The organism is Legionella maioricensis, from assembly GCF_023618015.1.
Taxonomy (GTDB): domain Bacteria; phylum Pseudomonadota; class Gammaproteobacteria; order Legionellales; family Legionellaceae; genus Legionella; species Legionella maioricensis.
On sequence record NZ_JAJKBJ010000002.1, the window covers coordinates 199620 to 212820 of the forward strand.

Genomic DNA, 13201 nt, shown 5'->3' on the forward strand with positions numbered 1-13201 from the left:
CTTCCCATTGGGCGAAGGATTATATCTCGGCAAATTAAGGTTGGCTAGACCTATAATTAATCGAACTTACTATAAATTAGCAGGTATGCTAAATTTATAGATTCTATTATACATAAGCTATTGATTAAATTTGATTTAATTTTACTCAGAATGAATAATATCTTTTGATTTTTTCTTGAGGCAACGCGGCTATTTCAGGCTAGCGATGAGGGTGTATAGTCTATGACTTGTTGAATTTAGGCAATAAAAAACCCATCATTACGATGGGCTCTTAGTGAACCATTTACGATTATGCATTGCCTAAATATTTAAAACCAAAGTAAGGACCATAGAGCCCATAGTCAGTACTTAAAATAGGCTGCAGAGGATTTTGGAGAGGCTGCGTTTTTAGGGCATGGAAATAGTTTATTACTTGATAACCGCCTTCAAAATTCATGACGCCTTGAGGCATAGTGTACGCATAGTTCAATCCAAGCTTCGCTTCAAAAGCTGGAACCACTATTTTCTTGGCATTGTAAGTCGAGGAGAGAACCAGTGCAACGTTCTCAGCAACATACCCCGCATCGTAACGACTGGTTCCGTAAAGAATTGAAGTCGCGCCATTAGCTGTTACGCTGAATGCAGGAGTTACATTGTAAGAGTAATCAATTCCGAGTACTGGACCAAATCCTTTAAAATCACTGTTGTCAAATAAGCTAATAGGAGATCTTTGCGCCAAAGGAGGAATAAATGCAGAAGGATAATAATTAGTCACTTCTGTCTGGATATTAGCATATTGCATTCCGCCATAGAAACGCATTTTCTTTACTAAGCCCACATCGACATGTTGTCCCGCTACCACATTGATTTGATCTAATCTATTCTGATTAGCTTGGGTAAATGGACTAATAAAAGGAGCCACTGGGATAAGGCCAATAAATCCGGCTTGGCCAGTGTCACTGCTGTAATGCGTCCAATTAACACTGATATCGCTTCCAGTATTATAGTGATATGAGCCTTCTGCTCTAAATCCCCAATTCCAGTCATTTTCTACATGATTGAATTGATTGATCGCGGCCCGCTCTTTAGCACCACCATAAATAGTTTGTAAATACAGCGCCTGAATACCTAAATCCCAAAGATTTGCTGCACAAGGAACAGTCACATTTCCTGGGGTACAAACTGGTCCCATAGTTCCGGCGAATGCAAAACCACTTGCTGCCAATCCAATTACAGCTAAAGTTGTCTTTTTCAACATATGAACTCCATTCCTAAAAAAAAAGCCCATCAGTTATATGATGGGCTCTATTATAGATCTTAATTAATTAAGAAATTATACATTACCAACATACTTCAGACCAACGTATGGGCCAGATGCAGCAAAGTCAGTTCTGTGGTTAACGCCGTATCCAAATCCACCCAAGCCATTGTTCACAGCATTGAAGTAGTTGAACCACATGTAACCAGCATCGATTGTCAAATCACCTTGTGCCATAGCATAAGTGTAATCAGCACCTAACTTAGCTTCAACTTCAGGAACGATTGCATTCAGTGAATCGAATACGAAGCCAGCTGGAGCAACGTTGTTCAATTGGTTGTTTTGAGTACCAACTAAAATTGCAGTAGCTGCTTTAGCATATACACCAAAACCATTACCGAACACGTAGTTCATGTCGATACCAGTACGTGGACCAAATCCGTTGAATGTAGAATGGAATGGGTTGAAAACAACAAAGTTGTTATTGTTGTTGTCACCAGTTGTAACACGTGCCCATTGGAAACCACCGTGGAAACGGATTTTCTTGTTAGCACTGAAATCAACGAACTGACCTAACTCACCATTAACAGCATCCCATTTAGCACGGTTGAAACCGTTAAAGCTAGAAGCTGCGAAGAAGTTGTTGTCGTTGTTATCAACATCCAAATGGTACCAGTTGATGTTTACATCGTTACCAGTATTGAAGTGATAAGAAGCTTCTAATTTAAAGCCCCAGTCCCAGTTGTTATTGTTGTTGTTGAAACCATTAACGGTACCAAAAGCAAGAAAATCAGCTAAAGAAGCGAAATTGTTTTGGCTGCCAGCATAAACTGGTTGCAGATATAATGCTTGACCACCAATATCCCATGCAGTGTGTTCGCAAGGAACGGTTACATTTCCTGGGGTGCAAACTGGGCCCATAGTACCAGCAAATACTGCACTGCTACCTAAAGCAAGAACAGCTACCGCTGTTTTTTTCAAATTTAACATGCTTATCTCCACTTTTTTATTATTAATTTCCGTTCGTTACTAATTTTAAAATTATCAGCAACAGTACGCATTTTTCGCTCTAATCGAGAGCGTACCTGGATAAATTATCCAGCTGGACTTTAATAAAGTCAACAGTATTGCTGAAATTTCTTAAAAAGTTAACAAATTATACATTACCAACATACTTCAGACCAACGTATGGGCCAGATGCAGCAAAGTCAGTTCTGTGGTTAACGCCGAATCCAAATCCACCCAAGCCATTGTTCACAGCATTGAAGTAGTTGAACCACATGTAACCAGCATCGATTGTCAAATCACCTTGTGCCATAGCATAAGTGTAATCAGCACCTAACTTAGCTTCAACTTCAGGAACGATTGCATTCAGTGAATCGAATACGAAGCCAGCTGGAGCAACGTTATTCAATTGGTTGTTTTGAGTACCAACTAAAATTGCAGTAGCTGCTTTAGCGTATACACCAAAACCATTACCGAACACGTAGTTCATGTCGATACCAGTACGTGGACCGAATCCGTTGAATGTAGAATGGAATGGGTTGAAGACAACAAAGTTGTTATTGTTGTTGTCACCAGTTGTAACACGTGCCCATTGGAAACCACCGTGGAAACGGATTTTCTTGTTAGCACTGAAATCAACAAACTGACCTAACTCACCATTAACAGCATCCCATTTAGCACGGTTGAAGTTATAACCGTAAGAGTTACCGAAGAAGTTGTTGTCGTTGTTATCAACATCCAAGTGGTACCAATTGATGTTCACATCGTTACCAGTATTGAAGTGATAAGAAGCCTCTAATTTAAAGCCCCAATCCCAGTTGTTATTGTTGTTACTGAAGCCATTAACTGTACCATAAGCAAGAAAATCAGCTAAATTAGCAAAATTGTTATTGCTGCCAGCATAAACTGTTTGCAGGTATAATGCTTGACCACCAATATCCCATGCAGTATGTTCGCAAGGAACGGTTACATTCCCTGGAGTGCAAACTGGGCCCATGGTACCAGCAAATACCGCACTGCTTCCTAAAGCGAGTACTGCTACTGCTGTTTTTTTCAAACTAAACATGCTTTGTCTCCACTAGATTATTATTGAGTTCCCATTTCATTGATAACTCACCGTTTGGAGTTGTCAATAGCACGCATCGTCGCTTAGGTTCGAAGCATGCAACGATACCAGTATCTGCAGGGATTTTACATATGTCAAGAGTTTCAAGGAAAAAAAATCAATATTTTCATGGGGATATCTTCTTATTACCCATTAGCGCTATTTTTTGAGCAGATTGACAACAACACGGCGGTTAGCAGCCCGCCCCTCATCCGTATCGTTTCTGGCAATAGGTTTCAGAGCACCATACCATGTAACTGATAATTTCTTTTTAGGTACACCAAGCCACAATAAATAATGTTTTACTGCCTCAGCCCGAAATTGAGACACCGCATTATTATATCCTTTACGGCCACTTTCATCAGCATATCCAACTATTCTAATGACTTCAATCTGGACATCTGCCTCGGCATATTGAGCAATTCGTCTTAATTGCTCTTTATCAGCATCAGTTAAAAGTTTACTGTCCACATCAAAATGAAACACACTTTCTTTCACCTGCTCGTAGTTAAAGGGCAATAAATTTCCCAGACACCGTTGATAGCGTGAATATACTTTTTGAAAGCGTATGGGAGAAAGAGCAACAGTCACCCCAAACCCTTCTTCAGACTGATAGTTAAAATTTGCTTGATAACCTTGAGACAAATAAGTTAATAACTTCAAGGTGGGTTCACGCGGTAAAAAAATTCCGTAGGCCCCTGGTTTAATAAACGATCGAGTGACCCAAAAAGATTGTCCAAAAGGCTTCCAAACCGGTGGCCTTGCCACAACCTGCGCGGGTAAAGCCCGCTGAACCTGATCCCACTTGCGTAAAATAAAATGAGGTGGTTTTGTTGCATATTGTTCAAAATAGCCAATACCGTAATTCGGAATCATCAAGGACAAACCGCAGCGAATAGGGTTGCCGCTCATCCGCCATTGCTCATCCCCCATAGGGCTTAAAAAATCAACATGGGGGACTGCAAAAGCGGTATTGATCGCGAGCAGATAATACATCGCGCTCGCCCTTATAAGTTTGCCTGTTTTATGTCCAAACGCCATTTTTTGCTCATCCCAATGACCTAATTCATGTTATCCTTGTTTATCGGCAATAGTTCAGGAATCTTTATTATGCAAACTGTCATTATCAATCGCCCTGATGATTGGCACGTCCACCTTCGGGATGATGAGCTGTTACGCCATACGGTTCCAGCAACAGCACAACATTTTGCCCGCGCTTTAGTGATGCCTAACCTAAAACCCGCCTTAACTACTTTGCCAGCAATCGAAAATTATAGAAATAGAATTATTTCTGCAATTCCCCAAAATACGTCATTTACTCCCTATATGACTTTTTATCTCAATGAATCAGTAACGGCAGAAACGCTGCAGCAGGCGACTTTAGTTCCTTATATTTTAGGGGCAAAACTCTATCCCGCAGGGGCTACCACTAATTCAGAAGCTGGAGCGAAATCATTAACCGCTCTGTATCCTCTTTTTGAAGTATTACAAAATAATAATTTGGTGTTGCAAATCCATGGTGAAGTCACTCACAGCGACATTTTTGAGCGAGAAGCATTATTCATCGAAGAGTATTTAAAACCCTTGGTGACCAATTTCCCCAAATTGAGAATAGTACTGGAACATATTTCAACTCAGGCAGCTGTCGATTTTGTTACCCAAGCTCCGGCAACCGTTGCAGCAACCATAACCCCCCACCATCTATTATATAATCGTAATCGGCTCTTGGCTGGGGGACTTAGACCGCATTATTATTGTCTCCCTATTTTAAAGCATGAAAAGGATCAAAAGGCGCTGCAAATTGCCGTCAGCAGCGGCAACCCCAAGTTTTTTGCAGGGACTGACAGCGCACCCCACGCAGTCAATACTAAAGAAAATGCTTGCGGTTGCGCCGGTATTTATTCGGCTCCTTTTGCATTGGCGCTTTATGCTCAACTGTTTGATGAGCTCAATCAGCTGGAAAAACTCAACCCCTTTACCAGCCGCTTTGGTGCTGAATTCTATCAACTGCCAATAAATCAGAAAGAAATTGAGCTGATAAAATCACCGCAACAAATACCCGCGTTTATGCCCTTTGGGCTCAATCAAGTGGTTCCTATGGCTGCCGGAGAAACCATACAGTGGAGTATTCATGACCTCACTTAATAGTATTTTAAGTCTCAATATTAAAGAGCGTTTTCGTGGTTTTCTACCGGTAGTGGTCGATGTGGAAACGGCTGGAATAGACCCGCAAAAAAATGCACTTTTGGAAATGTGTATCGTTTTGGTTGAAATGGATGAACAAGGCTTTCTTTATAGAGGAGAAAGCTATTTTGAACATATTTTACCTTTTTCAGGAGCAGAACTGGATCAAAAATCTTTGGCTTTTAACCAAATCGATCCCTTTCAACCGCTGCGTTTTGCCGTTGATGAAAAAATAGCTCTTGAGCGTCTTTTTATTCCGATTAACAAGGCGCTTAAAAAAGCACGCTGTCAACGCGCCGTTTTAGTCGGCCATAACGCCTGGTTTGATCTATTATTTGTGAAAGAAGCCATTAAAAGAACAAGCCTGCAATCTCCATTTCATGCCTTTACCTGTTTTGACACGGCAACACTAGGCGGGATGATTTATGGCCAAACTGTTTTAGCCAAAGCGGCTCACGCGGCAAAAATTTCCTTTGATCCCAATGAGGCGCACTCGGCAATTTATGATGCAGAAAAAACAGCAGATTTATTTTGTGAAATGATTAATCAATGGCGAAAGATGGTGAAAGAATAGAAATAAGCGTTCACGCAATGGCATCCACTTAAGCTTTACGTAGGCCCTCTTAACGCAGTGTAATATGGAAATATAATCTCAATCTCAGATTACGACTTCGTCTAATTAGGGCTACACATCCTTAAGTTGAGTGAACATTTACACATAGAAGGAAAAGGGGTACTGCTTAAGAATGACGGAGATGGAAAACCCGCAGCAAGTCCAGCTTGTTGCGGGTAGAAGAATTACTTAGAGAGAATCTGCGTGTTCAGCCAGGTAAGCTGCAACACCTTGTGGAGAAGCTTTCATTCCAGCATCGCCTTTTTTCCAGCCTGCAGGACACACTTCACCATGTTCTTCAAAATATTGTACCGCATCTACAACGCGTATAATTTCGTCTATATTTCGGCCTATAGGCAAATCATTAACGATTTGAGAACGAACCATACCGTTGGTATCAATAATAAATGCTGCTCGGAAAGCAATGCCGGCAACTGGATGCTCGATACCATAAGACTGGCAAATACTATGGTTCATATCAGCAGCCATCGTATAACGAACTGGGCCAATACCACCATTTTTTACTGGAGTATTTCTGTACGCATTGTGAGTAAAATGAGAATCAATAGAAACAGAAACCACCTCGACGTTACGACTTTTAAACTCGTCTATGCGATGATCAAGAGCAATTAATTCAGAGGGGCATACAAAAGTAAAATCCAAAGGATAGAAAAATACTAATCCATACTTGCCTTTTAAATGCTCATGCAAATTAAATTTATCGACAATTTCACCATTTCCCATCACTGCGGCGACGGTAAAATCAGGAGCTTTACGTCCTACTAATACACTCATTCTATGATCTCCATTGCAAAACGCAGGATGTCCTGCGCTTCTTATTATAATTATGCAGCAATCGCATCACGTAACATTGGTTCTAACTCACCTTGTTGAAACATTTCAGCAATAATATCTGATCCGCCAACCAATTCGCCTTTCACGTATAATTGAGGAAAGGTAGGCCAATCAGAGACTTGAGGTAGCGTTTGGCGAATATCAGGATTAGCAAGAATATCTACATAGGCAAAATCCACACCGCATGCTTCGATACATTGCACCGCGCGGGCTGAAAATCCACATTGTGGCATCTTAGGTGTGCCTTTCATATAAAGCATGATTGCATTCTCTGCAATTTGCTTTTTAATTTTATCTAAAGTATCCACTTATGCACCTTTTAATAAATTACATAGAACTAATTATGGCGAAAACCGAGTGAGCTCGCAACAAATGATTCTGATTCGCGATTAAGATTTCTATAAACCCTAATCGTAACGAACAGGAGCCCAGGAATGCAGCTAACTCAGATTGTTCGACCACCAAAATGACCTGGATGTGTCATATCCCAACTAAAAAAATTTTTCTAGTTGTTGCATTATATTATGAGTTCAATTTTTGCGCAACGCCCTCTTTGGTGCTTTTCACAGCTCCTTTATCTTTTTTCCACTCCGTTTAGATCAAGGCTCCAATGCGCTTCATGGACGCCTTTTAACAAATTGCCACATTGCTGCATTGAATATCATATCCATCCTGCTACACTAACTCCTTTATTCATTATACTTATACTTTTCAGGAGATTGTTTATGACTTTTACGTTGCCGCCACTTCCCTACGTAATGGACGCATTGGCGCCTCATATTTCTAAAGAAACCTTAGAATATCATTACGGCAAGCATCATCAGGCTTATGTTAACAATTTAAATAAATTGGCAGCAGGAACTGAATTTGAATCAATGAAACTGGAAGAGGTCATCCTGAAAGCCAAGGGCGGTATCTTTAATAACGCAGCCCAAATCTGGAATCATACTTTCTATTGGCATAGCCTTAGCCCAAACGGTGGCGGTGAACCTACGGGTAAAGTAGCTGACGCCATTAATAAAAATTTTGGTTCTTTTGCTGCATTCAAAGAACAATTTACTCAAACCGCAATAGCCACATTCGGTTCAGGTTGGACATGGTTAGTTCAAGATGCTTCAGGGGCTTTAAAAATCATTAGTACCAGCAATGCAGGCACGCCAATGACTGATGGATTAACGGCGCTGCTGACTTGTGATGTCTGGGAACACGCTTATTATATCGATTACCGAAATGCACGACCTGATTACGTCAATGGCTTTTGGTCATTGGTCAATTGGGAATTTGTTGCCAAAAATTTGAAATAAAAGAGAAAAGGGAGAGATCATGGCTTTAATTACTTGCTATAACCCCATGCCAATTGCCTTCACCCACGGTGAAGGAGTTTGGTTATATGATGAACAGGGCAAAGCATATCTTGATGGTTTAAGCGGAATAGCAGTTTGTGGATTAGGCCATGCTCACCCCGATGTAACTCATACCATACAACAACAGGCGGCTAAATTACTGCATACCTCTAATGCCTTTCACATTAAAGAACAAGAACTACTTGCCGCAAAACTCACGGCAATGGCTGGAATGGAACAGGTTTTTTTTGCCAATTCAGGAGCAGAGGCCAATGAAGCGGCCATTAAACTCACTCGTCTATTTGGTCATAAAAAAGGAATTGAAACACCGTCAATTATCGTCATGGAAAGAGCCTTCCATGGTCGAACCATGGCCACCTTAACCGCCTCTGGAAGCCGCAAAGTCCAGGCCGGTTTTGAACCGCTTGTACCTGGCTTTATTCGAGCTCCATTTAATGATCTCGAGGCCATTCATAAGATTGCAGCCAATAGAGAGGATGTCGTGGCGGTCATGATTGAACCGATTCAAGGCGAAGGAGGAATTTACGCGGCAGAAGAAGGTTACCTGCGTGCTCTGGCTCAACTGTGTGGGCAGCATGACTGGATGCTTATTTTAGATGAAATTCAAACGGGGAATGGCCGTACAGGAAAACTGTATTCCTGTATGCATTATAATATTCAGCCCGACGTTCTCACTACCGCTAAAGGACTGGGTAATGGCATGCCCATCGGTGCCTGCTTAATGAGCAAAAGAGCGGTTAATTTATTTAAACCCGGTAATCATGGTTCAACCTTCGGCGGTAATCCTCTGGCCTGTGCAACAGCCTTAACGGTTTTGGAGGTCATCGAGCGCGATAAACTGTGTGAAAAAGTAACGAAAAATAGCGCTATTTTAATGGATAAATTAATACGTAACCTTGGAGAACATCCTCACGTAAAAGCCATACGCGGCAAAGGTTATATGATAGGTATAGAATTAGATAGACCAGCAAACGATATCAGGGCTGTGGGCCTGGCTAACGGGATAATATTCAATATTACCGCCGAAACGGTGATAAGGCTTTTACCCCCGTTGATTATTAATGAAGATGAAATAGACGAGTTGGTAAAACGTTTGACACTAACCATCAGTCAATTTACTGCCTAATTAATAAACATTATCCTCGAGCGGCAGTGAGAAGTCACTGCTATCGTCATCCAGAGGGGCTTACGACGAAGGATCTCCTAATATACGGGAGATCTCTCGCTATGCTCGAGATGACGTGTTTGTTGCTTTATAAGACATCTTACGCTGCTATCCTTAGCAGCATGATGGTTTAAAACTTACAGTTACGGTGCCGAACCAAGATCCAAATCCTCCCCTGCCGCATTATCTAAAGGGGTCTTGGCCGCGTCAACCGCTTGCGCTAAAGAAGATCGCTCAATAGCAAAGAAAGTAGAAGGCTCTCCTCCGCATCTTACCGCCGACATAACAATATTGGCCAATTTCTTAAACAGATTCTTTAGATAATCTCCCCAGCCTAAATCTCTTTCTAAAGTCGGAGTCGCTTCCTCGATGGCGTTTTTGAATTCTTCCTTCGCTTGCATTTTATTTTTGGCTCATTTAGATCTAGAAAAGATCTGAAAATATTATAAGTAAGCACCGTTTAATGAAGTCTCAATTGATGCAGGTAATGGCCAACAACCAGCGCTTGATTGGTAAATAGCCATTTTACATCCCGATTTAGCTCCCTGAATAAACTGTTTTTCGAATTCACAAAACCGACCCCTGAAAACTGATGTGCTGCATTTAATTGCTGTAGTCGTTTATTGGTTAGTAACAAGTAATTGCCCATCACCCCTCCGTAATTATTTTTAATACTTAAATCGCAAAACGCTTTAACGTTGTTATGTACGGCAACAAGCAATAATGACTTGGGGGGAAATTGCGCCAAAGAACTAAAAATCCCTGGATCAAGGGATAATAAATGGTAATCCTTGCAGGGTGTTAAACTTTGCAGAGCCTGTACTAAAACATCCTCATCCTGGAGAGGGGTCTTCAGCTCAATAAACAAATGCATTTGGCCCCCAAACTCCGCGACCACATCGACAAGGGAGGGTATTGCAGGGACGAGGGAGCGTAACGCACTAAAAGTTAAATGAGCAATGGGAATATCCTGTCCCCATAAGCGATTTAAGGTAGGATCATGATTAACGACTAAAATATTATCTGCTGTCGCATGTACATCAAGCTCTATCCCCCAACAGCCAGCCTTTTTTGCTAATCTAAACGCTTCACAAGTATTTTCAAAAATACCCTCCCTATTATTATGAGCCCCTCTATGGGCGATTAACCGTGCATTATTAAAATTCTCAGGGTAAGGTTTTCTTCTGGGAAGAGCAGCAAAATAACCATCCACTATCTTTTCCATTAATGTAAGCAACACTCAAATTCATCCCAATCTTTGGTAATAAAAACATTCTATGCTGGCCAAGATTAAAAGGCAAAACAGGGGCAGGATGAAGTATTTCTTTCAGCCTTCTGATAAATAATGGCTTCATGCATACTTTAAGTTTTGATTTTTTATCCTCGCCTATTCCATTGACAGGCCGCACTGTGTAAAAATAATGTAGACTCAATGTTTTTTTAATCCATGCTAAGCGGTAGACTCGTCTTATTAGCTAATTTTACTCCCGAGATCTCTATATGCCTTTAATTACTACCAATCTGGAACTGGCTGTTTTGGATTTACAAGCAGGTAAACCCGTAGCAATACCTACGGAAACGGTCTATGGATTGGCTGCGCTGATCAATAAACCCAAAGCAATTAAAGCCGTTTTTGCCATGAAAAATAGACCGCTTAATCATCCTTTAATTGTTCATGTGGCACATGATTATGATCTTAATGAACTTGTTGAAGACATCCCTGAATACGCACAACAATTAATTCAAGAATTTTGGCCAGGTCCCTTAACTTTGGTATTGCAGGCTAAAAAAGAGCAAATTAATCCTTTAATTACCGGAGGCCAAACTACGGTAGCCATACGGTGCCCTGCCCACCCGTTAGCGCAGCGCTTATTGCAAAAGCTGGATGCTCCTGTTGTTGCTCCTTCAGCTAATCCTTTTGGTAAAATCAGCCCGACAACAGCATTACATGTAAAGCAAGCGTTTCATGATTATGAGTTGACCATATTGGATGGAGGCCGATGCCAGGTCGGGATAGAGTCAACGATAGTTAACGCAACGCAACGTGACCACTATCAAATTTTACGTCATGGTCTTATTGATGAAAAAGCAATAGCCGCAGTAATTTCTACTGAATACTCAACTCATGAAAATGCGATTCGCGTTCCGGGAAAATTAGAAAGTCATTATCAACCGCAAAAAAAGTTATACTATTTTGAGCAATATGAAATGTTGACCCGCTTTTGTAAAAAAAGAGAAGGGGATGTATACGTCATCGCCAGCAAACAACCTGAAAGCGTAGAAACCAAACATTTCCATCTTTTGGCAGCTGACCCTAAAGTGGTGGCTTTCGATTTATATTATCAACTAAGAAAAGCAGATGCCTCCAATGCTGTTTGTATTGCTATAGAGCTCCCTCCTGAAACCAGCGAGTGGCAAGGGGTTAGAGAACGAATTTTAAAAGCAGGCCATCCCTTCTCTATTTAACCTGAACTCAGTAGCAAAATTCGGGTTAAAAGTCATTACTAAAAATACAGGGCTCTTTTAAGGTATTTCTTGTTCCGGGCAATCGCAACGACGAAATTTACATGCCCGGGCACAGCTACGATGCAAAGTCTATTGACAGACGAGCAAAATTTGCGTAACTTAGCGCCCAATGCCGAGGTGGTGGAATTGGTAGACACGCTAGCTTCAGGTGCTAGTGGGGGCAACCCCGTGGAGGTTCGAGTCCTCTTCTCGGTACCATTATAATTTCAGTTAATAGACCCAAATGCTTGCCCCAAACGAATAGTACTTCCTGCTTTTAAATTTTCGCTCCATTGCACCTGTTGGCCATTGGCAAACAACAATACTACTGTAGAACCTAATTTAAAGAAGCCCATTTCTTCTCCTTTAGCCAGCATTTTGTGCATAGAGTTCTGGGTATAATCAAAACTGACTTTCTTTCTGGTTCGTTTTAAATCACCATGCCAACTTGTACCTATAGCACCGACTATAGTGGCACCGACGAGAACCATTACCATAGGGCCCACTCTGGTCTCAAAAAATACGGCAAGCCGTTCGTTACGAGCAAATAATTTAGGCACAACCCGAGCCGTAGTGGGCTGCACTGAGAATAATGCTCCCGGAATATAGGTCATGGATTTAAGCTCGGCCTCTATGGGCATATGGACTCTATGGTAGTCTTTAGGAGATAGATATAAAGTAGCGAATTGCCCCCCATCAAACTGCCTGGCCATGGTTTGCTCACAAGCCAGAAGCTCTGCTACAGAATAATACCGTCCTTTAGCCTGTATTAACTGGCCCTCTTTTATTGCGCCCATTTCACTGACGCAACCATCAACTGGAGAAACAATGTCTGCCTGGGCCAAGGGTCTGGATTCAGGTTTTAAATAACGAATAAAAAAATCATTAAAACAAGCATAGGCACGGGGGTCTTCAATTAAAGCCTCGCTCATATTAACCTGATACTTATTAATAAAACGTTGAATAATATAGTTTTTTACTTTTCGGTTTTTGACATTGGCCACACAACCGGCAAAAGTAGTAAGTCCATGTTGCGGGATGACATATTGCGGCAGTGTTTTTAATAAATCGAAAAACATACAACGTACTCACAGATCCTGAAAAATAGAATCATAACCTAAAGCACGCTCTATTGTCACAAGAAGAGCATGCTTATCAGAGCATTAAC

The 13201-nt window shown here is 41.2% G+C and carries 14 protein-coding genes and 1 tRNA gene; 6 read left to right on the forward strand and 9 right to left on the reverse strand.

What is annotated here, in order from left to right:
• Positions 1-289: 289 nt before the first annotated feature.
• From LOX96_RS03130 to LOX96_RS03145, 4 genes are all read right to left on the reverse strand, one after another.
• Positions 290-1237 (reverse strand): Lpg1974 family pore-forming outer membrane protein, encoded by a 948-nt coding sequence (locus LOX96_RS03130; protein WP_250420568.1) that lies wholly within the window; start codon positions 1235-1237, stop codon positions 290-292.
• A gap of 75 nt (positions 1238-1312) precedes the next feature.
• Positions 1313-2227, reverse strand: coding sequence for an Lpg1974 family pore-forming outer membrane protein (locus LOX96_RS03135; protein ID WP_250420571.1), 915 nt, complete (start codon positions 2225-2227; stop codon positions 1313-1315).
• A gap of 166 nt (positions 2228-2393) precedes the next feature.
• The gene (locus tag LOX96_RS03140) at positions 2394-3308 is read right to left on the reverse strand and encodes an Lpg1974 family pore-forming outer membrane protein (RefSeq protein WP_250420574.1); all 915 of its coding nucleotides are present in this window, start codon (positions 3306-3308) and stop codon (positions 2394-2396) included.
• A 198-nt stretch (positions 3309-3506) separates the two neighbouring features.
• Positions 3507-4343 carry an OmpA family protein gene (locus LOX96_RS03145; RefSeq protein ID WP_348645822.1) on the reverse strand — a complete coding sequence of 279 codons (837 nt, stop codon included), beginning with the start codon at positions 4341-4343 and terminating at the stop codon, positions 3507-3509.
• Positions 4344-4457: 114 nt separating this feature from the next.
• Here LOX96_RS03145 and pyrC point away from each other — a divergent pair, with 114 nt between their 5' ends.
• Positions 4458-5492: a dihydroorotase gene (pyrC, locus tag LOX96_RS03150; protein ID WP_250420580.1), complete on the forward strand. Its 1035-nt coding sequence runs from the start codon at positions 4458-4460 to the stop codon at positions 5490-5492.
• The gene (gene rnt, locus LOX96_RS03155; RefSeq protein ID WP_250420583.1) at positions 5479-6105 is read left to right on the forward strand and encodes a ribonuclease T; all 627 of its coding nucleotides are present in this window, start codon (positions 5479-5481) and stop codon (positions 6103-6105) included. The genes pyrC and rnt overlap by 14 nt, the downstream gene beginning before the upstream one ends.
• 228 nt (positions 6106-6333) lie before the next feature.
• On the opposite strand, the gene LOX96_RS03160 is transcribed toward rnt, so the two are convergent.
• Positions 6334-6939: a peroxiredoxin gene (locus LOX96_RS03160; RefSeq protein WP_250420585.1), complete on the reverse strand. Its 606-nt coding sequence runs from the start codon at positions 6937-6939 to the stop codon at positions 6334-6336.
• Between the two features lie 50 nt (positions 6940-6989).
• Positions 6990-7259 (reverse strand): Grx4 family monothiol glutaredoxin, encoded by a 270-nt coding sequence (gene grxD / locus LOX96_RS03165; protein WP_250420631.1) that lies wholly within the window; start codon positions 7257-7259, stop codon positions 6990-6992.
• A 465-nt stretch (positions 7260-7724) separates the two neighbouring features.
• On the opposite strand from grxD, the gene sodB reads away from it, so the two are divergent.
• Both sodB and LOX96_RS03175 read left to right on the forward strand, forming a co-directional pair.
• Complete coding sequence (sodB, locus tag LOX96_RS03170) at positions 7725-8303, forward strand: superoxide dismutase [Fe] (protein ID WP_250420589.1); 579 nt, start codon at positions 7725-7727, stop codon at positions 8301-8303.
• Between the two features lie 19 nt (positions 8304-8322).
• Complete coding sequence (locus LOX96_RS03175; RefSeq protein WP_250420591.1) at positions 8323-9489, forward strand: aspartate aminotransferase family protein; 1167 nt, start codon at positions 8323-8325, stop codon at positions 9487-9489.
• A gap of 182 nt (positions 9490-9671) precedes the next feature.
• On the opposite strand, the gene LOX96_RS03180 is transcribed toward LOX96_RS03175, so the two are convergent.
• Together LOX96_RS03180 and LOX96_RS03185 are read right to left on the reverse strand one after the other, a co-directional pair.
• Positions 9672-9929 (reverse strand): hypothetical protein, encoded by a 258-nt coding sequence (locus LOX96_RS03180; protein WP_250420594.1) that lies wholly within the window; start codon positions 9927-9929, stop codon positions 9672-9674.
• A 59-nt stretch (positions 9930-9988) separates the two neighbouring features.
• Entirely contained in the window at positions 9989-10768 is a 780-nt protein-coding gene (locus tag LOX96_RS03185; RefSeq protein WP_250420596.1) for a glycerophosphodiester phosphodiesterase, read from the reverse strand.
• A gap of 260 nt (positions 10769-11028) precedes the next feature.
• Between LOX96_RS03185 and LOX96_RS03190 the strand changes: the two genes are divergently transcribed.
• Entirely contained in the window at positions 11029-11994 is a 966-nt protein-coding gene (locus LOX96_RS03190; protein ID WP_250420599.1) for an L-threonylcarbamoyladenylate synthase, read from the forward strand.
• Between the two features lie 171 nt (positions 11995-12165).
• Positions 12166-12252, forward strand: a tRNA-Leu gene (locus LOX96_RS03195).
• 8 nt (positions 12253-12260) lie between these two features.
• Here LOX96_RS03195 and asd read toward each other — a convergent pair.
• Positions 12261-13112 (reverse strand): archaetidylserine decarboxylase, encoded by an 852-nt coding sequence (asd, locus tag LOX96_RS03200; RefSeq protein ID WP_250420602.1) that lies wholly within the window; start codon positions 13110-13112, stop codon positions 12261-12263.
• Positions 13113-13201: the final 89 nt, after the last annotated feature.

Excerpts from the sequence above, each read along its gene's own strand:
- LOX96_RS03140 (WP_250420574.1), bottom strand. The coding sequence starts at position 3,308 with ATGTTTAGTTTGAAAAAAACAGCAGTAGCAGTACTCGCTTTAGGAAGC.
- LOX96_RS03180 (WP_250420594.1), bottom strand. The coding sequence starts at position 9,929 with ATGCAAGCGAAGGAAGAATTCAAAAACGCCATCGAGGAAGCGACTCCG.
- rnt (WP_250420583.1), top strand. The coding sequence starts at position 5,479 with ATGACCTCACTTAATAGTATTTTAAGTCTCAATATTAAAGAGCGTTTT.
- LOX96_RS03130 (WP_250420568.1), bottom strand. The coding sequence starts at position 1,237 with ATGTTGAAAAAGACAACTTTAGCTGTAATTGGATTGGCAGCAAGTGGT.
- asd (WP_250420602.1), bottom strand. The coding sequence starts at position 13,112 with ATGTTTTTCGATTTATTAAAAACACTGCCGCAATATGTCATCCCGCAA.
- sodB (WP_250420589.1), top strand. The coding sequence starts at position 7,725 with ATGACTTTTACGTTGCCGCCACTTCCCTACGTAATGGACGCATTGGCG.
- LOX96_RS03190 (WP_250420599.1), top strand. The coding sequence starts at position 11,029 with ATGCCTTTAATTACTACCAATCTGGAACTGGCTGTTTTGGATTTACAA.
- grxD (WP_250420631.1), bottom strand. The coding sequence starts at position 7,259 with ATGCTTTATATGAAAGGCACACCTAAGATGCCACAATGTGGATTTTCA.
- LOX96_RS03160 (WP_250420585.1), bottom strand. The coding sequence starts at position 6,939 with ATGAGTGTATTAGTAGGACGTAAAGCTCCTGATTTTACCGTCGCCGCA.
- LOX96_RS03145 (WP_348645822.1), bottom strand. The coding sequence starts at position 4,343 with ATGTATTATCTGCTCGCGATCAATACCGCTTTTGCAGTCCCCCATGTT.
- LOX96_RS03135 (WP_250420571.1), bottom strand. The coding sequence starts at position 2,227 with ATGTTAAATTTGAAAAAAACAGCGGTAGCTGTTCTTGCTTTAGGTAGC.
- pyrC (WP_250420580.1), top strand. The coding sequence starts at position 4,458 with ATGCAAACTGTCATTATCAATCGCCCTGATGATTGGCACGTCCACCTT.
- LOX96_RS03175 (WP_250420591.1), top strand. The coding sequence starts at position 8,323 with ATGGCTTTAATTACTTGCTATAACCCCATGCCAATTGCCTTCACCCAC.